Origin of the sequence: Parageobacillus sp. KH3-4, assembly GCF_022846435.1 — a bacterium.
Lineage (GTDB): Bacteria > Bacillota > Bacilli > Bacillales > Anoxybacillaceae > Parageobacillus > Parageobacillus thermoglucosidasius_A.
This window is the reverse complement of record NZ_AP025627.1, coordinates 2,430,722-2,453,417: the sequence shown is the minus strand read 5'-3', so window position 1 is coordinate 2,453,417 and position 22,696 is coordinate 2,430,722. Positions and strand designations below refer to the sequence as shown.

At 40.5% G+C, this 22,696-nt stretch carries 16 protein-coding genes and 4 pseudogenes; 13 read left to right on the top strand and 7 right to left on the bottom strand.

Annotated elements, in window-relative coordinates; translation table 11 throughout:
- Positions 1-30: 30 nt before the first annotated feature.
- The 3 genes from MWM02_RS12345 (at position 31) to MWM02_RS12335 (ending at position 2,883) form a co-directional block, all read left to right on the top strand.
- Positions 31-360: a nucleotide pyrophosphohydrolase gene (locus tag MWM02_RS12345; RefSeq protein ID WP_064550882.1), complete on the top strand. Its 330-nt coding sequence runs from the start codon at positions 31-33 to the stop codon at positions 358-360.
- Between the two features lie 74 nt (positions 361-434).
- Positions 435-2,369, top strand: a complete 1,935-nt coding sequence (locus tag MWM02_RS12340) for a DUF2075 domain-containing protein (protein WP_064550881.1) — start codon at positions 435-437, stop codon at positions 2,367-2,369.
- A gap of 334 nt (positions 2,370-2,703) precedes the next feature.
- Positions 2,704-2,883, top strand: a complete 180-nt coding sequence (locus tag MWM02_RS12335; protein ID WP_064550880.1) for a hypothetical protein — start codon at positions 2,704-2,706, stop codon at positions 2,881-2,883.
- A gap of 439 nt (positions 2,884-3,322) precedes the next feature.
- Here MWM02_RS12335 and MWM02_RS12330 read toward each other — a convergent pair.
- Positions 3,323-3,798, bottom strand: a pseudogene (locus MWM02_RS12330) (coiled-coil domain-containing protein).
- An 89-nt stretch (positions 3,799-3,887) separates the two neighbouring features.
- Here MWM02_RS12330 and MWM02_RS12325 point away from each other — a divergent pair.
- On the top strand, positions 3,888-4,079 hold the full coding sequence (locus MWM02_RS12325) for a hypothetical protein (protein ID WP_064550878.1): 192 nt from the start codon (positions 3,888-3,890) through the stop codon (positions 4,077-4,079).
- A 489-nt stretch (positions 4,080-4,568) separates the two neighbouring features.
- On the opposite strand, the gene gabP is transcribed toward MWM02_RS12325, so the two are convergent.
- Together gabP and MWM02_RS12315 are read right to left on the bottom strand one after the other, a co-directional pair.
- Positions 4,569-5,969, bottom strand: coding sequence for a GABA permease (gene gabP, locus MWM02_RS12320; RefSeq protein ID WP_244402143.1), 1,401 nt, complete (start codon positions 5,967-5,969; stop codon positions 4,569-4,571).
- A gap of 138 nt (positions 5,970-6,107) precedes the next feature.
- Complete coding sequence (locus MWM02_RS12315) at positions 6,108-7,622, bottom strand: NCS1 family nucleobase:cation symporter-1 (RefSeq protein WP_244402142.1); 1,515 nt, start codon at positions 7,620-7,622, stop codon at positions 6,108-6,110.
- A 468-nt stretch (positions 7,623-8,090) separates the two neighbouring features.
- Between MWM02_RS12315 and MWM02_RS12310 the strand changes: the two genes are divergently transcribed.
- The 6 genes from MWM02_RS12310 (at position 8,091) to MWM02_RS12285 (ending at position 15,917) form a co-directional block, all read left to right on the top strand.
- Positions 8,091-8,981: a nitrilase-related carbon-nitrogen hydrolase gene (locus MWM02_RS12310; RefSeq protein WP_064551278.1), complete on the top strand. Its 891-nt coding sequence runs from the start codon at positions 8,091-8,093 to the stop codon at positions 8,979-8,981.
- A 63-nt stretch (positions 8,982-9,044) separates the two neighbouring features.
- Positions 9,045-10,400 (top strand): NAD(P)-dependent oxidoreductase, encoded by a 1,356-nt coding sequence (locus tag MWM02_RS12305; protein WP_244402141.1) that lies wholly within the window; start codon positions 9,045-9,047, stop codon positions 10,398-10,400.
- Between the two features lie 32 nt (positions 10,401-10,432).
- Positions 10,433-11,716 carry an NAD-dependent dihydropyrimidine dehydrogenase subunit PreA gene (gene preA / locus MWM02_RS12300; protein ID WP_244402140.1) on the top strand — a complete coding sequence of 428 codons (1,284 nt, stop codon included), beginning with the start codon at positions 10,433-10,435 and terminating at the stop codon, positions 11,714-11,716.
- A gap of 31 nt (positions 11,717-11,747) precedes the next feature.
- The gene (gene hydA, locus MWM02_RS12295; RefSeq protein WP_064550873.1) at positions 11,748-13,166 is read left to right on the top strand and encodes a dihydropyrimidinase; all 1,419 of its coding nucleotides are present in this window, start codon (positions 11,748-11,750) and stop codon (positions 13,164-13,166) included.
- A 171-nt stretch (positions 13,167-13,337) separates the two neighbouring features.
- Positions 13,338-13,571 carry a hypothetical protein gene (locus MWM02_RS12290; RefSeq protein ID WP_244402139.1) on the top strand — a complete coding sequence of 78 codons (234 nt, stop codon included), beginning with the start codon at positions 13,338-13,340 and terminating at the stop codon, positions 13,569-13,571.
- A gap of 729 nt (positions 13,572-14,300) precedes the next feature.
- Positions 14,301-15,917, top strand: coding sequence for a PucR family transcriptional regulator (locus MWM02_RS12285; RefSeq protein WP_064550871.1), 1,617 nt, complete (start codon positions 14,301-14,303; stop codon positions 15,915-15,917).
- A gap of 415 nt (positions 15,918-16,332) precedes the next feature.
- Here the strand turns inward: MWM02_RS12285 and MWM02_RS19490 are convergent.
- The 4 genes and pseudogenes from MWM02_RS19490 to MWM02_RS12270 form a co-directional block, all read right to left on the bottom strand.
- Positions 16,333-16,540 (bottom strand): annotated as a pseudogene (locus tag MWM02_RS19490) (bacteriocin immunity protein).
- A gap of 22 nt (positions 16,541-16,562) precedes the next feature.
- A pseudogene (locus tag MWM02_RS12280) lies at positions 16,563-16,953 on the bottom strand (hypothetical protein); the annotation flags it as partial.
- Positions 16,954-17,011: 58 nt separating this feature from the next.
- Positions 17,012-17,793 (bottom strand): annotated as a pseudogene (locus tag MWM02_RS12275) (pre-toxin TG domain-containing protein); the annotation flags it as partial.
- A complete protein-coding gene (locus tag MWM02_RS12270) occupies positions 17,790-18,104 on the bottom strand; it encodes a DUF5082 domain-containing protein (RefSeq protein WP_244402138.1) in 315 nt (104 codons plus the stop codon). The pseudogene MWM02_RS12275 and the gene MWM02_RS12270, both read right to left, overlap by 4 nt.
- Before the next feature lie 791 nt (positions 18,105-18,895).
- On the opposite strand from MWM02_RS12270, the gene MWM02_RS12265 reads away from it, so the two are divergent.
- The 3 genes from MWM02_RS12265 (at position 18,896) to MWM02_RS12255 (ending at position 22,476) form a co-directional block, all read left to right on the top strand.
- Positions 18,896-20,362, top strand: coding sequence for a CoA-acylating methylmalonate-semialdehyde dehydrogenase (locus tag MWM02_RS12265; RefSeq protein WP_244402137.1), 1,467 nt, complete (start codon positions 18,896-18,898; stop codon positions 20,360-20,362).
- Between the two features lie 132 nt (positions 20,363-20,494).
- Positions 20,495-21,850, top strand: a complete 1,356-nt coding sequence (locus tag MWM02_RS12260) for an aspartate aminotransferase family protein (RefSeq protein WP_064550866.1) — start codon at positions 20,495-20,497, stop codon at positions 21,848-21,850.
- A gap of 440 nt (positions 21,851-22,290) precedes the next feature.
- Positions 22,291-22,476 (top strand): hypothetical protein, encoded by a 186-nt coding sequence (locus MWM02_RS12255; RefSeq protein ID WP_244402136.1) that lies wholly within the window; start codon positions 22,291-22,293, stop codon positions 22,474-22,476.
- Positions 22,477-22,696 lie beyond the last annotated feature (220 nt).

Sequence of the window (22,696 nt, the reverse complement as noted above, 5' to 3'; positions counted from 1 at the left end):
AGAAAATTGGCACTGACGGAGGTAATAATAATGGAACACTTGCAACAAAAAATCATTGAATTTCGTGATGCGCGTAATTGGAAACAGTTTCATACCCCAAAAGACTTAGCGATTTCATTATGCCTAGAAGCAGGAGAGCTACTGGAAAATTTCCAGTGGAAAAGCAGCGAAGAAGCTGTACAAACAAACTTAGAAAATATAAAAGACGAAATTGCCGATGTAGTCATTTATGCACTCCTGCTATCACATGAACTAGGGATTGACCTAGAAAAAGCTGTTATGGATAAAATAAAGAAAAATGAACGAAAGTATCCAGTTGAGAAATCGTTTGGATCAAAAAAGAAATATACCGAATTATAAAATTGAATTAGTATTGGTTAATTTGTTAGATGATATAGAAAAATCTTTAATTATGCCATAAAAAGGTGATAGAGATGATTGTGTATGAAGCAACGAAAGAAGAATTTTTAAATGATGTATTTGAGGATAAGCTCGTACAAAATATTTGCGAAAATTTTAAAGCCAAAATTGGCGGAATAAACGAGCGTGAGATTCGGGCATGGGATAATTCAATGCAATATATGTATCGCGTATTGAGTGATCATGAAATTCCAAGCAATACAGGAATAGCGATTGAATTTAAAATTCCTCATACTTCTAAAAGAGTAGACTTTCTTATTTCTGGGATAGATGAGTGTAATAACCATTCTGTCGTCATTGTCGAATTAAAACAATGGGAAAGTGTAGAAAAGGTAGATGGTAAAGAAGCGATAGTAAAGACGATGATTAATCGTCATTTTGTAGAGACAACTCACCCATCTTATCAAGCATGGTCTTATGCGTCTTTGATTAAAGATTACAATGAAACCGTCCAAAATGATGATATTCAGCTTTATCCGTGCGCCTATTTACATAATTATATCCATTTAGGGAAAAGTGACCCCGTGACTGACGAGATATATCAATATTATATAAATAAAGCTCCTCTATTTTTAAAAGGAGATGCTGCTAAGTTACGTTCCTTTATAAAACGATATATAAAATACGGGGATAACAAGGAGAATCTCTATAAAATTGAAAACGGACGCATTCGCCCATCAAAGTCTCTCCAAGATTCTTTGAATAGTATGCTAAAAGGTAATCAAGAATTTATCATGATCGATGACCAAAAGGTTGTATACGAAGAAGCGCTTCAATTAGCAGCGAAAGCAGTTAATACAAATCAAAAACAAGTGCTGATTGTCGAAGGTGGTCCGGGAACAGGGAAGTCCGTCTTGGCGATTAATCTGCTTGTCGAATTGACTAACCGCAATCTAGTTTGTCAATACGTTACGAAAAACGCTGCACCAAGAAAAGTATATGCTCGAAAGCTAAAAGGTGATTTTCGAAAAAATCATATTGATAATTTGTTTACTAGTTCTGGGAGCTATGTTAATGCGCTTTCGAATGAATTTGACGTTCTTATTGTTGATGAAGCACACCGTCTTAATGAGAAATCAGGCATGTTTCAGAATCTTGGAGAAAACCAAATAAAAGAAATTATCCATGCATCAAAACTGGCTATTTTTTTCATCGATGAACGACAACGTGTTACATTAAAGGATATTGGAAGTATAGAGATGATTCAAAAATTCGCGAACGAATATAAAGCAAGCATAACTAAAATGAAACTCGAATCTCAATTTCGCTGCAACGGCTCCGATGGTTATTTAGCTTGGATTGATGATGTGTTGCAAATACGTAAAACAGCAAACTACAATTACTTCGACAGCAATTATGATTTTCGGATTTACTCCAATCCGAATGAAATGCGTAAAGAAATCGAAAGGCTAAATAAAGTAAACAATAAATCCCGTATAGTAGCCGGATATTGTTGGGATTGGATCAAAGAAGGAAAAAACAACCCAAATATTCACGATATTGTTATTCCCGAATATAACTTTAGAATGAGTTGGAATCTTGCCAGTTCCGAAACATGGGCAATTGATGAAAATTCTGTTCACCAGGCAGGCTGCATCCATACGTGCCAAGGACTAGAGTTTGACTATGTAGGCGTCATTATTGGGGATGATTTAATCTATAAAGACGGACAAGTTCAAACAGATTATACGAAGCGCGCTAAAACGGACCAATCATTGAAAGGTTTGAGAAAAATGATGAAGGAAAAACCAGAAGAGGCTTTGAAACTTGCGGATGAAATTATTCGAAATACATACAGAACTTTATTGACACGAGGCCAGAAAGGATGTTTTGTCTATTGCACTAATAAAGAGTTAGAAAATTATTTGAGAAAACGATTAAATGAGGTTCAATATGTAACTTATCCTAATTCAAATTCAATGGTAGCAGAAGAGTGGGGAGAATACTGACAAGTTCATACTGCTGAAAAGTTTGGCATTAGACTATTTGTGTAACTTTTACTAGTCAAGATTAAAAACATATGCTTCTTTTCTGAAGCTAAAAATAGAACTTGCTTGCAAATACTTTGGAAGTAACCGGCACGGATATTGAGTTTGTCGGTCCGAAAAATGACGTCGATGCGTTTATGTTGCGGAAGCTCGGACGTTAATGTTTCACGCAGAAGCCATAAAGGCTTCTGCTTTTTTTGTGCACTTGACAATATTTTACACCATGTTTTTACAAAAATTGATAGAATCAGATTAACCAAGTCTTTCTATCTGTGACAAAGGGAGGGTAAAAACTATGACAACGATTTGCAAAGCGGATTACTATTACGGGGTGTTGCTTTCCGCGCTGGTTAATGGGGGATTCGCGCCTGCTTTGTTTGAAAAAGAAAATGATAATCGACGAATAAAGCATGATGCAGATGATTTATCTTATGAAGCCGGAAGCAAGTGTTTTTGGCAATTAAAAAATGCATGAAATGGCAAATAAGAATATTCAATGATCTGTATAAAATTTCATACCTGTTGTCGCTTGACATGGAGCCTCTGCGGGCATGCTTTCTGGCAAAGAGGGCAAGCCACAGGACTTTGCAAGGCATATAAGCCTATCATACTCGCCACTCCATGTAAAGCGGTGAATATGCAATAAATATGCATATCCTTAATTGCCAAACACTACAATTCTTAATTGCCACTAACAGGAAGCAAGCTGTTGAAAGAATGGTTAAAAACCAATAACATTATCTGTTTGTTTTTTATTTCATTATCGTTTGTCGATCTTTTTATGCCATAACACGTATGATCACACATGTTTGGACTAATTGTAAAATCACAAACGAACGCCCCCATTGTTCAGCGATGGGGGCAAGTTCATCGTGGAGAGAACGCAGAAAGGAGTTGAGTTACTGCTGGAGAGGTTATTGTTGCTGGGAGAGCTTGCGGATTTTTCGTTCGTGTTGGGTGATTTTGGCTGAGTGGAAATCGACGGTTTCTTGTGTTTCGATGAGTTCAATGCGTAAATTGTCGATTTTTGTTTCTAATCGGTTAAACCGTTCATTCATTTCATTTCATTTTCTAGCCGATCGATTCTGCCTTCCAACCGGTCGTCCATCTCTTGTATCCGCTTGTCCATTTCCGCAAACTTTCTTTTAAATTCATCATTCATCGCTTCGACTTTTTTATCTATTGTTTCAACTTTTTTGTCTAATGTTTCAACTCTTTTGTCTAATGCTTCTACTTTTTTGTCCAATGCTTCAACTCTTTTGTTTAATGTTTCTACTTTTTTGTCCATTGTGTCGATTTTTCCGTTTAATGCAGCGATTTGTGAACGAAAGTCAGATGCGTGCAGATCGAGCGCCTTTAAGCTTTCTTTTAATACCGTTTCTTGTTCCATCTCTTTCACCTCCTCATTAAACAGTATAACCCGATCATATAGACAAGAAAAGACAAACGGAGAGAAAAAGATGAAGGACGGAAGCCGAAATGCTTCTGCTTTTTGGTGTTATCCTCTGCAAGCAGGCAGCAAAAATGAGATATGATGTTCTTGAAAGCCTGCTGGAAGGGGATTTTTTATGGAGAAGAAATTTGACATGTCTTAACGATTATAATATGATAATTGCTTGTTCGCTGTTAAATAATAGAAGAGATTTTCCGATGGGAAAATACGAAGTTTAAGATGTATATTGAAAGAGAGATGGGCTACAAAACGGTGGTTAAAGAATGAGGGATCGATCATTCCATAGTACGTCGATAAGTGAAACGCTATGAGCAGGAAGGAAATGTAAAGTCTGGGGGAAAACAAGGAAAGGCAAAAGAAGACTGAGAAGATCCGGAAACGAAGATTAAGCGCCTGAAGGCGGAGGTAGAGATGCTAAAAAGCTTTTAAAAAGATGAATGGGGGAATGGAAGACAAGAAGTTCGTGGTCACTCAAGACATGACCGAGTGTTACGGTTCGCTACAGCGAAGAGGTGAAGGATGCCATACACCAATATTAACCGCTAACGTTTCCAAAAGAAATGAAACAACCTAAATCCTATGAGTATAGGATTCGGGCTGCTTCATTCTGCCAGCTTGCAGAGAATAATACCACCAATCGGTCTCCTCATGATGGCGCACCAGTGATAAAAATCTTTTTAAAAGCGGATTGCTTGGCTATTAATATATCATTTGTCTTTAATTAGCGGAGATGCTTGTTGGCGGTAGTTGATTTCTACACGCTTTTTAGCAAATGCGAAGTAAGAGATAATAACTATGACAGTAATTAAGAGCGTCAGTAGCAATTGTGAAACCATAGACTTGATAAACAGCATAGAGGTTAGTATAACCAATAAAATCAAGATCGTGAAATAAGTCAAGTACGGGAATAGCCACATTTTGATCTTTAATGCTTCAGGGGTGTGATGTTCCAGTTTTTTGCGCATACGCAATTGTGAAACAGCAATGACTAGATAGACAAGAAGCGCTATGGCTCCGGAGGAATTCACAAGAAATAAAAACACTTTGTCCGGCGAAACATAATTCATGATGACTGCTATATATGCAAAGAATGTGCTGGCCATAACGGCCCGTGCTGGTACGCCGTTTTTATTCAGTTTAAGAAATTGCCGAGGGGCTTCCCCTTTCTCGGCCAGAGAATAAAGCATTCGTGAAGTCGTATATAGTCCCGAATTTAAACAAGATAGGACGGCTGTTAATACAATAAAATTCATGATTTGGGCTGCGGCCGGGATGCCAATGTGTTCAAGCACCGCAACAAAGGGGCTTTTTAAAACGTTTGCCGAGTTCCAAGGCAATAAAGTGACTACCACGGCAATGGAGCCAATATAAAAGACTAGAATTCTCCACATAACTGACTTTGTCGCTCTAGAGACCGCTTCTTGCGGTTCGTCGGATTCTCCCGCGGCAATCGTAACAATTTCTGTCCCAACGAACGAAAAAATCACCACGACAATTCCGGAAAGGATGGAACTGATGCCATGGGGCATAAATCCTCCATGTCCGATGAGATTTTTCAATCCAATTGGGGTGCTGCCAGGATAGAGGCCGAATATGAAAGCAACTCCGATAATTAAAAACAAAACAATGCTCATGACTTTGATAAAGGCAAACCAGTACTCAAATTCTCCGTAAGATTTCACTGACCAAATATTTGTGAGCGTTAATAATATGGTAAGAATTAAGCTTAATAACCATATAGGAATATCCTTCAACCAATATTGAATAATAGAAGCACCTGCATTTGCTTCAATGGCAATCACTATCACCCAGAAAAACCAATAGAGCCATCCGATGGTGAATCCAGCCCAAGGACCAATAGCATCGTGTGCATATGCGGAAAAGGAACCGCTCGTCGGATGAGCTGCAGCCATTTCCCCTAACATCCCCATTACAAGAATGACTAAACATCCGGCTAATGCATAGGAAACAATCGCTCCCGGGCCTGTGGAATGGATGACGGCTCCGCTCCCCACAAAAAGACCTGCACCGATGACCCCGGCTATGGCGATCATTGTCATGTGACGTTCTTTCAATCCTTTTTGTAAGCTAGCGTTGTGCCCAATCATAAACATCCCCTCCTCTTCTTTGTTTATTTAATCGGTTCGTTAAGAACTCTTGTATGCATGTTCCCGAATATACACTTGCCATTAGCACCACAACAAAATAGGATTGTATGAACGCGTTGAACATCTTTTCGTTCTTCTTTATAAGTGTGTTTCTATCCTTTTTGCATTACGGGGAAGAGTTTCTACAATGGTAATTTGCTCGTATTCTCCTTCTTTTAAGACACTTTTGTCCTTTCTCATTAAATAGGTGTAGGCGCCAATGCTAATAAACAATCCAAAAGTCCAAGCATTATCCCAGAGAAAATGAAGAGCTGGAATGAGTAAGCCTAGTATAGGGACGGCTACCCCGATTACAAGAGCATGAATTCCGTTTTTATTAAAACCGTTCGCATAATTGTAACGGCCATTAGGTTCATATAGCTCTTTAAGATCTAATTGTTTCCGACGGACAAGCCAGTAGTCTGCAATTGCAATGCCATCAATTGGTCCAAGTAAAGCTGCGTATGTTCCGAGCCAGCCAAATATATAGTTGCCAAAATTAGACATTATATACCATGGTTGTAATAAAATAGCGAATAATCCAGTAATGATAGCACCAATTCCAAACGTAATTCGTTTCGGGTACAAATTCTCAATGGCGCGGGCTGGCGCTACAACATTAGCACCGACGTTAATGGTTAAGGAAGCAATAACAATTACAATAGTTCCTAAAAGAATCACAAACGGTGGAAACTTGGCAAGGAGTTGCACAGGATCCCAAATCGCTTGCCCAAAAATTACTACAGTCGCCGATGTAACTGCTATTCCAATGAAAGAAAAAACGGTCATGGTAATCGGAAGAGATAAACTTTGAGCGACTATTTGCGATTTTTGGCTTTGCGCGTAGCGGCAAAAGTCGGGAATATTCAAAGCGAGTGTAGCCCAAAAACCGATAACGCCCGTTAAAGATGGAAAAAATACTTTTAAAAACTCGCCGGTCGTCTTGAATTGAGAAGGAGTTTCGAAAATCGGGCCCCAGCCTCCGGCGCGAGTGAATGCCCAGATAAGGAGGATGACTGAAGAGATACCTACTATAGGTGCAGCGATGGAACTTAGTTTTTTAATGGCCTCGGGGCCTTTATAAGCAATTCCTACATTCAATGCCAAAAACAAAGCAAATACGATAGCTGTATGTCCTGGAAATTTTCCCCAGACAGGAAACGAGGCTACCAGCAATGTATCAATTGCACCCGTTCCAATCCATGTATTAATCCCGAACCATCCAGCAGCTACAATTGCGCGGGCTAAGGTCGGAATGTGTGCTCCTTTGTCACCAAACCAAAGCCGCGCAAAAACAGGATAAGGGATTCCAAATTTTGTTCCAGCATGTGAATTTAATAAAATCGGGATAAGAACAATAACATTGCCGAGAAAAATTGTTCCAACCGCTTGCCACCAGTTCATTCCTAGAGCAATCATGCCACTAGCCATAGTGTAGGAAGGGATGCATAAACACATGCCGATCCACAAAGTCGCAAAGTTTATTCCCTTCCATGAATGTTCTTTCAGTGTAGTTGGCCGCAAATCATCGTTCCACAGCTTGCTTTTGCTTACCATCTTCGTTGCTTCATCTGTCAAGATTACAATACCGTTTTGTTCAATCTGCGTTTTCATCGAGATCCTCCCTCGCCACTTAGTAATAATGTATAAAAATAAATTTAAAAATATTTTAATTATTAAAAATAATGTTTTCATTATACGTTTTGTTAAATAAGCAGGGAGGCATGTTTTTCATTATGTAAAGTATGTAAATATAATTAACATTGCCATATTTATTTGTGATCAATATGCAGTTTCTCTTTAAGTAGGTGTCCGAAAGGTAATCATATAAGCTAAAAAATTCTAATTGGCATCAAGATGTCGTAAGAGCATCAAATTTACATAATGAAAAACAAATCTTTCCTATTATTTAACATAGTGTATAATGAAAAGCTTATCTAAAATAGGTAGAATATTCTCAAAGTTCAGATCTATGGATAGATTTTCATTAATGATAAGGGGGGATTATGGGTTACATTTTGTATCATCAGCATGTCCTTTTTGGTAAATGAAAGAAAATATAGAAAAGCGAGGGATGGAGAGATGGCTGATCAAGTAACAATCGGTCTTATTCAAGCGTCACATGGTGTTCACGGGGATGAGCCGGTGGAAGTCCATAAAGAACAAGCGATTGAAAAACATATAAAACTGGTGCAGGAGGCAAAAGACCGGGGAGCGCAAATCATCTGTTTGCAAGAAATTTTCTACGGTCCATATTTTTGTGCGGAGCAAAATACAAAATGGTATGATGCCGCGGAAGAAATTCCAAACGGGCCAACGACGAAACGGTTTCAAGAGCTGGCGAAGCAATTAGGTGTTGTCATTATTCTGCCGATTTATGAAAGAGAGGGGATTGCTACTTATTATAATACAGCCGCTGTCATTGACGCAGACGGCACATACTTAGGAAAGTATCGAAAACAGCATATTCCGCATGTTGGCGTAGGCAACGAAGGATATGGGTTTTGGGAAAAATTTTATTTTAAACCAGGGAATTTAGGATATCTGGTATTTGATACCGCATTTGCCAAAATAGGCGTTTACATTTGTTATGACCGCCACTTCCCAGAAGGGGCAAGAATTTTAGGATTAAAAGGCGCTGAAATTGTGTTTAACCCGTCGGCGACGGTAGCTGGTCTTTCCGAATACTTGTGGAAGCTGGAACAGCCTGCCCATGCAGTGGCAAACGGATATTATGTCGCCGCCATCAACCGGGTTGGATATGAAGCTCCATGGAACATGGGAGAATTTTATGGGCAGTCTTATTTAGTGGATCCGAGAGGCAACTTTGTTGCGATGGGAAGCCGTGACAAAGATGAGGTCGTCATCGGTGTGATGGACAAAAAGTTGATTCGTGAAGTTCGCGATACGTGGCAGTTTTATAGAGACCGCCGCCCGGAAACTTACAATGAAATGACAGCGTTGCTGCCATAAAACTTAAAAGGGATTAGAGTTTTACTCTATTCCCTTTTTTTAAGAAGAAGGAGGTTGTTTGCGATGAATCGATCACTCTCTGATTTAGAGAAGAACTTCCAAGAAGTGGAGCCGGGTTTAACTGATCGAGAAGCGATAGAAGAAGCCAACCGATGTTTATATTGTTATGATGCGCCTTGTATTAAAGCTTGTCCTACAGGAATTGATATTCCGGCTTTTATCAAGAAAATTGCGTCCGGAAACTTAAAAGGATCAGCAAAAACCATTATGTTGTCCAATCCCGTCGGCGCCAGCTGTGCAAGGGTATGCCCGACGGAGGAATTGTGCGAAGGAGCTTGTGTTCTGAACCATTCCACAAAACCGATCATGATTGGAAAGCTGCAACGATATGCGACAGATTGGGCCATTCAGAATGAAGAAGTATTGTTTCAGGCAGGAAAGAAAAACGGAAAAACAGTGGCTGTTGTCGGCGGTGGTCCTGCGGGATTATCTGCCGCTAGAGAATTGGCCAGAATGGGATATACAGTCACCATTTTTGAAGCGGAAAGAGAAGCAGGGGGGCTTAATACGTATGGCATCGTTTCCTTTCGGCTTCCGCAGAAAATATCGTTTTGGGAAGTGAATCAAGTCAAAAGTTTAGGGGTACAAATTCGCACCAATACGCGGGTTGGAAAAGATATTTCCGCTAAGGAGCTTTTAGATCGTTACGATGCCGTCGTTTTGGCTGTCGGTATGGGAAGAGTTCCGCGGTTGGGCATTGAAGGGGAGGACTTAGACGGAGTGTACGATGCCATTGAATTTGTAAAAGAAACGAAAACAAAACCATTGACTGGCAAGCTCGTCGGGAAAAGAGTGGTTGTCATTGGTGCCGGAAACACTGCGATTGACGGCGCAACTTGTTCGGTGCGTTTGGGAGCGGAAAATGTAAAAATTTTATATCGTCGTACAAAAGAGGAAATGACAGCGTACGATTTTGAATACGAGTTTGCCAAGCAAGATGGCGTCGAGTTTCGCTGGTTAACTGCACCGAAACGGATTATTGGTGATGAAAACGGAAAAGTGACCCATATCGAATGCATTCGTATGCAGTTAGGAGAACCAGATGCAGACGGACGCCGTCGTCCTGTTCCGATTGCAGGATCCGAGTTTACGATGCGAGTCGATGTCGTTATTAAAGCAATCGGCCAGACGCGGCACCTTGATCTCATTCAGGAATTTGGATTAGAGCATGATGATGGTGTTGTGAAAGTGAATCCGGAAAACTACCAAACATCCAATCAAAAAGTGTTTGCCTGTGGTGATGTCATTTTTGCGAAAGGACAAGGAGAAGCGATGGTTGTCACCGCTGCGCAGCAAGGAAAAGAGGCAGCCTATGCGATACATCAATATTTAACAAAAACAGTGAGCGAAACTGCCTGATATCGTCATTTTTAACAGAGGAGGGCAAGAAAATGGCAGATTTAAGCATTAATTTAGCAGGAATAAAGTCTCCCAATCCATTTTGGCTCGCTTCTGCGCCTCCAACCAACTCCGGTTATCAAGTGCAAAGAGCGTTTGAGGCCGGTTGGGGCGGAGCGGTTTGGAAAACGCTCGGTGAACCGATTTTAAACGTATCATCCCGGTTTGCGGCTGTGAGCTTTAATGGACAACGTGTGATGGGCTTTAACAATATCGAGTTGATTACGGACCGTCCTCTTGAAGTGAATTTGAAAGAAATTTATGAAACAAAAAAGCGCTTTCCAGACCGAGCTGTCGTGGCATCCCTTATGGTCGAGCCAAAAAGGGAAAAATGGCATGAAATTGTGAAAAGAGTAGAGGATGTGGGTGTAGACGGGCTTGAACTGAATTTTGGATGCCCGCACGGGATGGCGGAACGGGGAATGGGATCGGCTTCCGGGCAAGTGCCTGAACTTGTGGAAAAGCAAACATATTGGGTGAAAGAGGTGGCGCAGACGCCTGTCATCGTTAAGCTGACTCCTAATATTACAGATATCACCGCGACGGCCGAAGCGGCTGCCCAAGGCGGGGCCGATGCCATCAGCATGATCAATACGATCAATAGCCTAATGGGAGTTGACTTGGACACATGGAATACTATTCCGCATGTGGCGGGGAAAGGAGCACATGGAGGTTATTGCGGTCCAGCGGTTAAACCAATCGCTTTGAACATGGTTGCCGAATGTGCCCGCCATCCGCGGATTCATGTGCCGATTTCCGGCATAGGCGGCATATCCAGCTGGAAGGACGCAGTGGAATTTATGCTTATGGGGGCAACCGGTGTGCAAGTATGTACGGCTGTCATGCATCATGGCTTCCGTATTATTGAAGATATGATAGAAGGACTGAATCATTACCTAGATGAAAAAGGAATTGCTTCCGTTAAGGATATAGTTGGGAGAGCAGTGCATAAATACTCCGATTGGGGGGACCTCGATCTTAATTATAAAGTGGTGGCCCGCATTAATACAGATGTTTGCATTAATTGTAATAAATGTTATATCTCTTGTGAAGATGCTTCTCATCAATGCATCGATCGTTTAACGGTTGAAAATGGAAAAGAGTATTTAAAAGTCCGCGAAGAAGATTGCGTAGGGTGTAATTTATGTTCGATCGTCTGTCCGGTGGATGGCGCAATTGAGATGATCGAAATTCCAAGCGAACATCCGCCGATGACATGGAATGAGCGTCAGGCAGTCATTGGCGGAATTAGCAGCTGTAGCGTTGATGTAAAATAATCTTTTCCATAAATTAAAGGGGGATGTATAAATGAAAAAAATTATAAAAAATGGAACGATTGTTACGGCAACGGATACGTATGAAGCGGACTTGCTCATTAAAGACGGGAAAATTGCGATGATTGGCCAACATTTAGAGGAAAAAGGAGCCGAAGTGATTGATGCGAAAGGATATTACGTATTTCCAGGCGGCATTGATCCGCACACGCATTTAGATATGCCGTTTGGCGGCACGGTGACAAAGGATGATTTCGAATCAGGAACGATTGCGGCGGCATTTGGCGGGACAACGACCATCATCGACTTTTGTTTAACGAATAAAGGGGAACCATTGAAAAAAGCGATCGAAACTTGGCACAACAAAGCAAAGGGGAAAGCGGTTATTGATTACAGCTTTCATTTAATGATTAGTGAGATTACGGATGAAGTATTGGAAGAGCTGCCGAAAGTCATTGAAGAAGAAGGAATTACATCCTTTAAAGTGTTTATGGCGTATAAAAACGTATTTCAGGCAGATGATGGGACGTTATACCGCACGCTGGTGGCTGCCAAAGAACTTGGAGCGCTCGTTATGGTTCATGCGGAAAATGGGGATGTGATTGATTATTTAACGAAGAAAGCGCTCGCGGATGGGAATACGGATCCGATTTACCATGCATTAACACGGCCTCCAGAATTGGAAGGGGAAGCGACCGGGCGCGCCTGTCAATTAACAGAGCTTGCCGGTTCACAACTTTACGTTGTTCACGTGACATGTGCGCAAGCGGTTGAAAAAATTGCGGAAGCACGCAATAAAGGGTTGGATGTATGGGGGGAAACGTGTCCGCAATATCTTGTTCTCGACCAATCGTATTTAGAAAAGCCTGATTTTGAAGGCGCGAAATATGTTTGGTCCCCTCCGCTTCGTGAAAAATGGCATCAAGAGGTATTGTGGAATGCATTGAAAAACGGCCAGCTGCAAACGTTGGGATCTGACCAATGTTCGTTTGATTTTAAAGGACAAAAAGAACTTGGCAGAGGAGATTTTACCAAAATTCCAAATGGCGGGCCGATGATTGAGGATCGCGTTAGCATTCTTTTCAGTGAAGGGGTAAAGAAAGGAAGAATCACGTTAAATCAATTTGTCGACATTATGTCGACAAGAATTGCCAAATTGTTTGGATTGTTCCCGAAAAAAGGAACAATCGCGGTAGGTTCTGACGCGGATTTAGTCATTTTTGACCCGAATATCGAACGGGTGATTTCGGCTGAAACACACCATATGGCCGTTGACTACAATGCATTCGAAGGAATGAAAATAACAGGTGAACCGGTATCGGTTCTATCTAGAGGCGAGTTTGTCGTCCGTGATAAACAATTTGTCGGAAAACCAGGGTACGGGCAATATTTAAAACGGGCAAAATACGGAACTTTGACGCTTTCCAAGCAGGACGAGAAATTAACAATTTAAAAACCGCTTTTCTTGCCTCCTGAAACGGCTACAAAAATGTAACATGAATTCTAGTTTAATATTATAGTAAATCTTTAAAAATTATGATCGCTTGGAAGCTTTTAATCGCATAGTTCGACGGAAATGCAAAGGAAAGCAAATGATTTTTAAGAAAACGGGGGAGGTAATCAGATGTCTTATCAAGAGTTTTTGGAAGAAAGAGATAAAATCGACTGTTTGATTCAACAAGGATACTATATCAAAAATGTTAGAGAAAATTTAAGCGGGGCTTTCGTCGAATTCGAATTAAAACTGCCAGACTCTTCAGGAAAAAAGGACGCCACACAAACATTGCATATTAAAAATGCGGATGCTCGTAAGTATTTTTCCTCTCTATTAATCCGTCAAATGAAACAGACACAGTAGTTTTACTGATAAATAAGAGCAATTGCCTCAAGCGCTGAACATAAATTCTGAATGGTAAAAAATAATAAGGAGAAAGAATAGCTGCGGAATTTTATCATAAGCGCCGAAAAGACCTTCACCTCTGGGAGAGGCGTAGGCGGTGGGGGTGAGTCGGCGTTTTTTTGCACTTTTGCCATACCCTTGCTTAGACGTTATCTATAGGGTGAAAGTCTTAAGTGAAGGAAGCAAGCGCTTATCGCTAGAAAGGCTCGGGGGTTAGCCTCGCCCCTTCTTATTCAACTTTAGTATCAGTTTTAATCTAAAAAATACGTAAAGTATTCTTACATATTTTGTTACATATTTTTGGTTTCCAATATAATCATTCTAAAAAAGGATGCTAGGACGAATTGGAATAGGAAGGAATATAAATATAAATCATGATTTTTCACCAACAGTAGTGCTGCAAAACAGTCGAAACGATTTTTAGAAAGTGTTGGCGATTATGCTGGGCTTCACATTTTTCAGCAAGTATGACGGCTGGTGGCATTCTGGAGTTAGTTTAACCGCTAGAAGATTATTTAGTCATAATCATAAGGTATTTAATTAGAAACAAAGATACTTTTAAGGGTCCATTATTTAAACGAACATAACAAAATATTATAATTTAAATAAATACTCTTAAGTAAATTTTGTTTAGACAACGGATATATTTTTAAATTCTTTGTTGCGCAAAGGGGGGAAGAAAAGTGTATGAAAACTTCCAAATTAACGGTTTTCGATGTTTTAAAAAGGAAGCATTTTGAACATATTCAAATTGCAGCTGGGCACCAAGGGTTGAATCGCACGGTAAAATGGGTACACGTCGTGGAGGTAACCAAAATCAGTAATCTATTGAAAGGAAAAGAACTGATTTTATCCACTGGAGTGGGATGGAAGGAAAACAAATCGTTGTTTATATCTTTTGTGCGACAGCTAATTGAATGCGATGCATCTGGATTATGCATTGAAATAGGAACTTATGCTTCTTCCATTCCGCAAGAGGTTATTGACTTAGCGAACGAACACCAATTTCCTATCATTCTCTTTCTCAAAGAAGTCCCATTCGTCGAAATCACTCAAGATATCCACACTTATTTAATTAATCAGCATTATCAAATCATCTCCAATCTAGAGTCTTATTCACAAGAATTAAACAAAAAATTGTTGTCGGTTGATCATTATGATGAGATTTTAAAATTTCTGCATCATTATTTAGGCCATCAAGTCATTTTTCGGATCAATGGAAAGGAAGTAGAGTTAGTACCGAAATATGTGAAGCGATCCAATGAAAAGCAGCAACAGTTTGATTCTGCACTTCGTCCACAGCAAAAGATAGCCTCTCAATCCATTCGAATCCTCGGTAATGAATATGCGGAACTATCCATTGTTTCCATCGACAAAGAAATTAATGAATTTGATCTTCTTATTTTGGATCGAACGGCTACTGCTCTTGCCCAACATTTACTGCGGGATTTATATGTAGAAGAAAAAAAGCGAGCGCAAGAACATGAATGGTTAAAGGACTGGTTAGAAGGAGAGCATACGAGTGAAGCTATTTTCGATTATTTAACAGATCATGAAACAGAATTAAGACCAAAAGGTGGATTTGTAAGTATTTGTCGATTTAAATCATCAAAACAATACTTGAACTTAGACATTACTTATTTCAAATTGTTGTGCCGGACGATTTTTGAACAACAAGGATTCTCCACATTTCCTGTTGATTTTCGCAATAGCGTTGTATTTATTATGGTGAATAAGCGTGATATAAAGACATGGAAAAATCGTATGAAAATGGGGATTAAATATTTGCTGAAATCTGATTTTGTTAATAAAAAAAGAGTGCCGAAATTCCTTATAGGAGTCGGGAAATTCGTAGAAAACCTCTCTCATATGGACAAAAGTTATCGAACTGCTTTAGAAACCATTAAAATCCAAAATCAACTCGGCAAAAAGGCAAACAGCAATTTTTATGAGGATTTACATATATATCGAATTATTTCGCTTATTCATAAGTGTAGCGATTTGTATGAAGTGGTAATGGAATATTTAGAACCTGTTATTCAGCATGATAAAAAATATAACGGAAAGTTGATGGAAACATTGAAGGTTTATTTGGAATGTAACGGCTCGAAAAAAGAAACAGCCAAAAGATTGTTTGTAGTTAGACAGACGCTTTATCATCGCATTCAAAAATTAGAAAAACTATTAGGTGACGATTTTATGAATCCGGAAAAACGGTTAGCTATTGAATTTATGATCAAAGCATACGAATATTTAATGCCAAATAACGAGACCCAATATGTACAAAATGATCTGCAGCGCTGAACTTGATATGCAGTTCAGAAAGACAGTCTCATTATCATCACATGAGCGCGTTGTTATCATCGAGGGAGTATTTCTTCAACGCCATGAATGGCGGGAATTTTGATCACGTTGTTTATTTGGATTATCCTAGGGAAACATGCTTTAATCGTGAAGAGGAAAGCATTAGGAACAACACGGAAAAATTTAAAAATAGGTTGCTGGAAAGCAGAAGACCACTACTTGGAATCAGTGCGCCCTTTCATATGCGCGGGCATGATTATCAAGTGCTGAGACTGGGTTCGATCTTGCACGGAAGGGCGCTGAATAACGTGTAGTAAAAAAGAGGGTGTCCCAAAAGTGATCGTTTTTGGGACACCGGTTGATTTAGATTACTTTTGCTTCTAAAAAGTCACATTCTGTTATATCATTTTCACAGTTAATTACGATCTTTATAATTTAAGGCTGTTTCTACTATTTCCTCTGGTGATAATTCTTCCTTATTCCAAAAGATTAGGTCACTTGGAACTGGATGAGGCACATTTTTTTCTAAAATATCGATATATTTACCTCTTCATCAGATAATTTAGGATCGCATATTTTTTTACAAGTTCAATCAATTCCTCTTTAGATAGTTTATTTTCCATAATATTCACTCTTTTTAGGATATCACCCTTTTTTACCAAAGTGGTATACAGGGTCTAAAATAATTTGGTGCATTTTAGGTGATGTAATAATTAGATTATCAAGATTATAAACTTCTCCACCTTTCTCAATAGGCTGTTTATGGTGAAGTATATATGAATTATTTTTTCCGTAATGTTCAATCTTTGGAGCAATAGGTGCGTTCCCTTCTAACATCCGTGCAATATTTCGACTATTAAATTCTTTGGCATAACTCGAATTTGCAATGCATTTCCAAAACTCTCTTCTAAAGTCATCAAAAGAATTGAATTTTTTTCAATAAGTTTATCTCGACTCTCTTTTGGAATAATTCCAATGGCGCTTTATTGTACATTAGTTTTGTTTGCATTTGAAGACTTCTATCGAAATTAAAACTTAAACTTTCCTCACTACCCCAGGCTTATTCCTAAGACTTTCATTTATCCCTTTATCTATCCTTTATGAACCATCGCACCCCTAGTTTTGCCAATCATGTTCATCGTCGTTTCTTTTATTTCTTTCTTGGCTTCGCTCATCCATATACGGGACGATGGACCAATTCCCGCCAAGGCCGGCTGCCATTGGACAGATCGCACACTGTCAAGAAGATCATTCCATTGCTTTTTGAACGAACGGATCGTGTTGGTAATCGGTGCCTTTACGACTTGGTGGTATACCGCTTGCAGGGCTGGCAAGATTTTATCATAACGGAGAACATATTTCATTTGTGAGACCAATTGGAAACATCCGCTGCGGTTCCTGCCGCTTTCGCTCCCTTGATTCCCGCTTTGCCGGCGACGCCCGCTCCTTTGGCTGGAGGAATGACGGACAACAATAACATTCCTCCCGCAAACAGACGGCCCCATCCTGAAATCCGTTCTCCAGTGATTGGGTCGTATTCTCCAAACAATCGCTGCAAGTCATACCAGCCAAGAAGCTCCAGACCGAATTCTTTCATGTTGTCAGCAAGCGTTTGGTCTGCCTGTCTTATTGCCGCAGCTGCCCGGTACAGCAGCTCCTCCGCTTCATTCAGCTTTTCTTCATAGCGCCGGAGCCAATGAAGCAGTTCATCTGTAAGCTCATGGATGGCGGCAGAGCCGATGCCGGGAATCTCTATGGCTAGAGAGGGAAGTTCCCAGGAAAGCAAGGTACGCGCACGCTGGCAGGCGCCTTCTGCATCAGGAACATGCTTCGCTACCGTTTCCAGCTCTTCTGGTTTGACTCGGATCGTCGTCATTGCCGTTCCTCTATCTTTCGCCGAATTTGGGCGATTTCCCTGCTTATTTCATGAAGAAGATCATCTGCGGTCGCATAAATACGTGTCTCGATTTGCCGCAAGTCCCAGTATACTAGTTCATACGCTCCCCTCGACTCTCCCTGCCAATGTGGAGCATACTCGTCATTTGCGCGGTAAAAGGAATGCGAGCCATGGTGAAATTCATCCAATGCTTCCTCTACTTGCCCCTGATAGGATGGAAGGCAGCGGATCATGGCTGCATAAGACCGGCGCTTTGCTTCTTTTTCAATAGATTCCAATAAGGATGACACCTTTATTCCCTCCCCCATTTGTACACTATTTAAATGGTAACATAAGTAAAATAAGGATAAATCATGATATATTACTATTTTCCAAATGATAACCAGGACTTTTTCCTTATTCATCCAGCTTCCATACTAAGCATATAGAATTTTTGGAAGATAATGTTTTCGGATAGTAGACTTTTCCAGCATGGAACGATTGCTGTGAAGATGGCGATAAGAAAGCCGAGTTCCGTGCCTTTCGGGATTTTAATAACTTCTTTAATGTTATTCTTCCATTTTGGCAGAAGAGCAGAATCAATTTTGCATTTTAATTCTGTTGGCGGCCAAGACAGTAGTGGCAAATCCCTTATTTTCCCTTGCTTTTCCACTAGAGGTGCGGTAGGCCATTATTTCTTCATTAATGGCAATGGCCATCTTTAAATGTTTCCTTTAGCCAAGCCGGCAGTTCCATTTGCTTCTTGATAGTCACTTTATATTTATTGCTGTAGCATATTTAGGATCAATCGTATTTTGAGTCAGCTTTTTTAATGTGAATGGTTAGTCAGTTCATTTATGAATATTTTGCGATTTAGTCTGTGATGGATGCGTGTTTTATCATTTCGCATTTTACAAGTGAACCCGCTACAAAAGTAGAGAAGTTTTAAACATCGTTTGGAAAAGGCGCCCTGGTCATATTGTGGAATGAACATATGTATAATTTTTACGTTTTGTCTAATGAAGGATATTGGAAATTAAGAGATAATTTTGGTAAAGCCAAATAATTTTGAATAATCTTATAGAAAAAGGAGGTTTTCGCGGTGACAGTGATAAAAAACGAAACAACTATTTTGAAAAACTTCATTAATGGACAATGGGTAGAATCAAGCGGGACAGAGACGTTGGAAGTGACGAATCCGGCGACAAGGGAGGTGCTGGCGCGGGTTCCGATTTCGACGAAGGAAGATGTTGACAGAGCTGTCCGAGCTGCCAAAAATGCATTTGAAACATGGAAAAACACACCGGTTCCTAAGCGGGCGCGGATTATGTTTATATTCCATCATTTATTGAACGAGCATCATGAAGAATTGGCAACGCTTGTTGTTCAAGAGAACGGCAAAGCATATAAAGAAGCGTACGGCGAAATTCAAAGGGGAATTGAGTGCGTAGAATTTGCCGCAGGCGCTCCAACACTAATGATGGGGGAATCGCTATCGGGAATTGCGGAAGGCATTGATTCTGAAATGTTCCGTTATCCTTTAGGGGTAGTCGCTGGAATTACGCCGTTTAATTTCCCAATGATGGTTCCTCTTTGGATGTTTCCATTGGCGATTGCTTGCGGGAATACGTTCATATTAAAGCCATCCGAAAAAACGCCAATTTTAGCCAATAAACTGGCTGAGTTGTTTACAAAGGCTGGGGCGCCAGAAGGAGTGCTCAATGTCGTTCATGGAGCGCATGATGTCGTTAATGCCCTCATCGATCACGAGGATGTTCAAGCTATTTCTTTTGTCGGTTCCCAGCCCGTCGCCAAGTATGTATATGAGCGTGCAGCGGCACAAGGAAAGCGGGTGCAAGCGCTTTCTGGAGCAAAAAACCATCATATCGTCATGCCTGATGCTGATGTAGAAACAGCGGTGCAGCACGTGATCAGTTCCGCTTTTGGAAGCGCAGGGCAGCGTTGTATGGCTTGCAGCGCGGTTGTTGTGGTCGGCGACAATAATCAGTTTGTACAGCTGCTCAAGCAAAAGACGGATGAAATTGTTATCGGAAATGGCATGGATCCGGAAGTGCTTTTAACTCCGGTGATTCGTCAGTCCCATCGTGAAAAAGTATTAGGCTACATTCAAAAAGGGATTGAAGAAGGGGCGACACTTATTCGGGACGGACGCAAAGAAATCGAGGAAATGCCAGAAGGAAACTTCCTTGGTCCAACGATTTTTGATCACGTCACGCCAGATATGACGATTGCCAAAGAAGAAATCTTTGCGCCTGTCCTTAGCTTGCTGCGTGCCAAAGATTTGGACGAAGCGCTTGAATATATTCGCAAATCTCGATATGGAAATGGCGCGACCATTTATACGAAAGACGCAAAAGCTGTCCGTAAATTCCGTGAAGAAGCGGATGCGGGAATGTTAGGAATCAATGTCGGCGTACCGGCAACGATGGCGTTCTTCCCGTTCTCCGGTTGGAAAGATTCGTTTTACGGTGATCTTCATGTAAACGGAAAAGATGGAGTGAACTTCTATACACGCAAAAAAATGATTACCTCTCGATTCGATTTTTAACACGATCTTGAAAGGAGCTGGGCAAGAACGGATTTACTCACTTGGTAGGATGTTACCAAAAAATCCCTCTGCTTTAACATAAAGCCTAGGTGGAAGGGAGTTTACTTTACAATAGAAAGAAGGGAAGAGAAATTGGCTCAAATTCATCAAAATGAGCAACAATGGCTGACAAAAGATAGTCAATATATATGGCATTCGATGAGACCTTATAATCCTGATGAAACGCTAGTAGTGACAGAAGCGAAAGGATGTTGGGTTACCGACCTCACTGGAAAAAAATATTTAGATGCGATGGCGGGATTATGGTGCGTGAATGTAGGATATGGACGTGAGGAATTAGCGGAAGCAGCTTATGAACAGCTAAAAAAACTTGCGTACTTTCCGCTTACGCAAAGTCATATACCGGCTATTCAGCTTGGCGAAAAATTAAATGAGTTGTTAGGGGATGAATATGTCATTTTCTTTTCCAACAGCGGTTCCGAAGCTAATGAAACTGCATTCAAAATCGCAAGGCAATATCATCAGCAAAGAGGAGAGTATAACCGATATAAGATTATTTCCCGGTATCGGGCATATCATGGAAATTCGCTGGGAGCTCTTGCCGCAACGGGTCAAGCGCAACGGAAGTACAAATATGAACCGCTTGCGCCTGGGTTTATTCATGTGCCGCCTCCAGACAGCTACCGCGACAATGATCAGGCGGAAAATCCGCGGGATTTACGGTCCGTCAAAGTAATGGACGAAGTGATGACATGGGAGTTGAGCGAAACGATTGCGGCGGTCATCATGGAGCCGATTATCACCGGTGGGGGAGTGCTGATGCCGCCGGAAGGATATATGAAAGCCGTAAAAGAAGTGTGCGAAAAACATGGCGCCCTGTTGATTGTGGATGAAGTGATTTGCGGATTTGGGCGGACAGGCAAAGCGTTTGGATTCATAAACTATGGGGTAAAGCCGGATATTATTACGATGGCAAAAGGAATTACGAGCGCTTACTTGCCATTATCAGCAACCGCTGTTCGAAAAGAGATTTATGAGGCGTTTAAAGGAACAGAAGAATACGACTATTTCCGCCATGTTAACACGTTCGGCGGTAGTCCTGCAGCATGCGCTTTAGCATTGAAAAATATTGAAATTATGGAAAGGGAAAATTTGTTTGAGCGTTCGCGGGAAGCAGGTGAATGGCTGTTAAGTGAATTAAAAAATAAACTGCAAGACCACCCTTATGTTGGCGATGTGCGCGGAAAAGGCTTGTTAATTGGAATTGAACTAGTCGCCGACAAAGACACAAAAGAGCCTCTTGATGTTTCGTTTGTGAATAAAGCGATTGGCATTTGTAAAGAAAACGGCTTGATTATTGGCAAAAACGGCACGACTGTTGCTGGATACAACAACGTGCTAACATTATCGCCGCCGCTGAATATTGAGGACGACGATCTCTCCTTCTTAATAAATACGTTAACAAATGCATTATGGAAAATTAAATAAGTAATAAGATGGTGCTCGCAATGATTTTAATAAAATTGCGGGCACTACTTTATTCGTTATCCTAAAAAAGAAAAGGTCAACGGGCTTCTGCATTTTTTATACAGGAGGATTACTTGATTGGATAGGTTTTCATGGGCCATTATTTTACTTGGCTTATTAACATTTACAATTATTGGTTCACTATGTATAAGACAACAGCATGAACCTATTCAATTTATATGCAGGAAACAAAGATGGACTAATAGAAAAAATGCGTTTTTATGCACCTTTTGAAGAGATAATCATGCGTGCCCGTTATGTCAAGTGTCAGTTTATATAGAAACTAAGTGGAAAGAAGCGGTTATCGCTTCTCTTTTATCTACTTTTTTTCTAAACGAAGGTGTGTTCGAGGATCGCAAGTAAACAGTCTATTTCAAATCACCGATGTTTCCGCCGCGACGATGAGATGTAAACACGCCGAAATCGGAAAACAATATACGATATCCATTATCCCGCTTGTTCGTTCTTATGCGAAAGCAGGAATGATCATTCGCGGAAACATTGTAAAAACAACAAACCCTGGCCGCCAGAGGTTCATTTATGTGTTACAGGTGTTTCCAAAAGAGGCGGGGCAATATTTGAGCTAAAATGTGTTTGCTTCAAGAGATAGAAAGTGATCTCCCAGTTGGTTAATCAGTCTCTATGGGGCTGATCGGTTTGGTACGCATGGAGTGAGTGTGGAAAAAAAGCAGGGAATACATCTGTTCCCTGCTTTCTTTTAAACTAATCGCCGATCTGCGGCAGAGCAGGCGAGATAACGAACGATGGCAGTTCGGCTCTATTTTATGGAAATACCGTTTTATGCAC

Bases quoted from the DNA above. Each gene is read 5' to 3' on its own strand.
- hydA (WP_064550873.1), top strand. From the start codon at position 11,748: ATGAAAAAAATTATAAAAAATGGAACGATTGTTACGGCAACGGATACG.
- MWM02_RS12285 (WP_064550871.1), top strand. From the start codon at position 14,301: ATGAAAACTTCCAAATTAACGGTTTTCGATGTTTTAAAAAGGAAGCAT.
- MWM02_RS12345 (WP_064550882.1), top strand. From the start codon at position 31: ATGGAACACTTGCAACAAAAAATCATTGAATTTCGTGATGCGCGTAAT.
- gabP (WP_244402143.1), bottom strand. From the start codon at position 5,969: ATGATTGGGCACAACGCTAGCTTACAAAAAGGATTGAAAGAACGTCAC.
- MWM02_RS12315 (WP_244402142.1), bottom strand. From the start codon at position 7,622: ATGAAAACGCAGATTGAACAAAACGGTATTGTAATCTTGACAGATGAA.
- MWM02_RS12310 (WP_064551278.1), top strand. From the start codon at position 8,091: ATGGCTGATCAAGTAACAATCGGTCTTATTCAAGCGTCACATGGTGTT.
- MWM02_RS12255 (WP_244402136.1), top strand. From the start codon at position 22,291: ATGAGATGTAAACACGCCGAAATCGGAAAACAATATACGATATCCATT.
- MWM02_RS12290 (WP_244402139.1), top strand. From the start codon at position 13,338: ATGTCTTATCAAGAGTTTTTGGAAGAAAGAGATAAAATCGACTGTTTG.
- MWM02_RS12335 (WP_064550880.1), top strand. From the start codon at position 2,704: ATGACAACGATTTGCAAAGCGGATTACTATTACGGGGTGTTGCTTTCC.
- MWM02_RS12305 (WP_244402141.1), top strand. From the start codon at position 9,045: ATGAATCGATCACTCTCTGATTTAGAGAAGAACTTCCAAGAAGTGGAG.
- MWM02_RS12325 (WP_064550878.1), top strand. From the start codon at position 3,888: ATGCTTCTGCTTTTTGGTGTTATCCTCTGCAAGCAGGCAGCAAAAATG.
- preA (WP_244402140.1), top strand. From the start codon at position 10,433: ATGGCAGATTTAAGCATTAATTTAGCAGGAATAAAGTCTCCCAATCCA.
- MWM02_RS12340 (WP_064550881.1), top strand. From the start codon at position 435: ATGATTGTGTATGAAGCAACGAAAGAAGAATTTTTAAATGATGTATTT.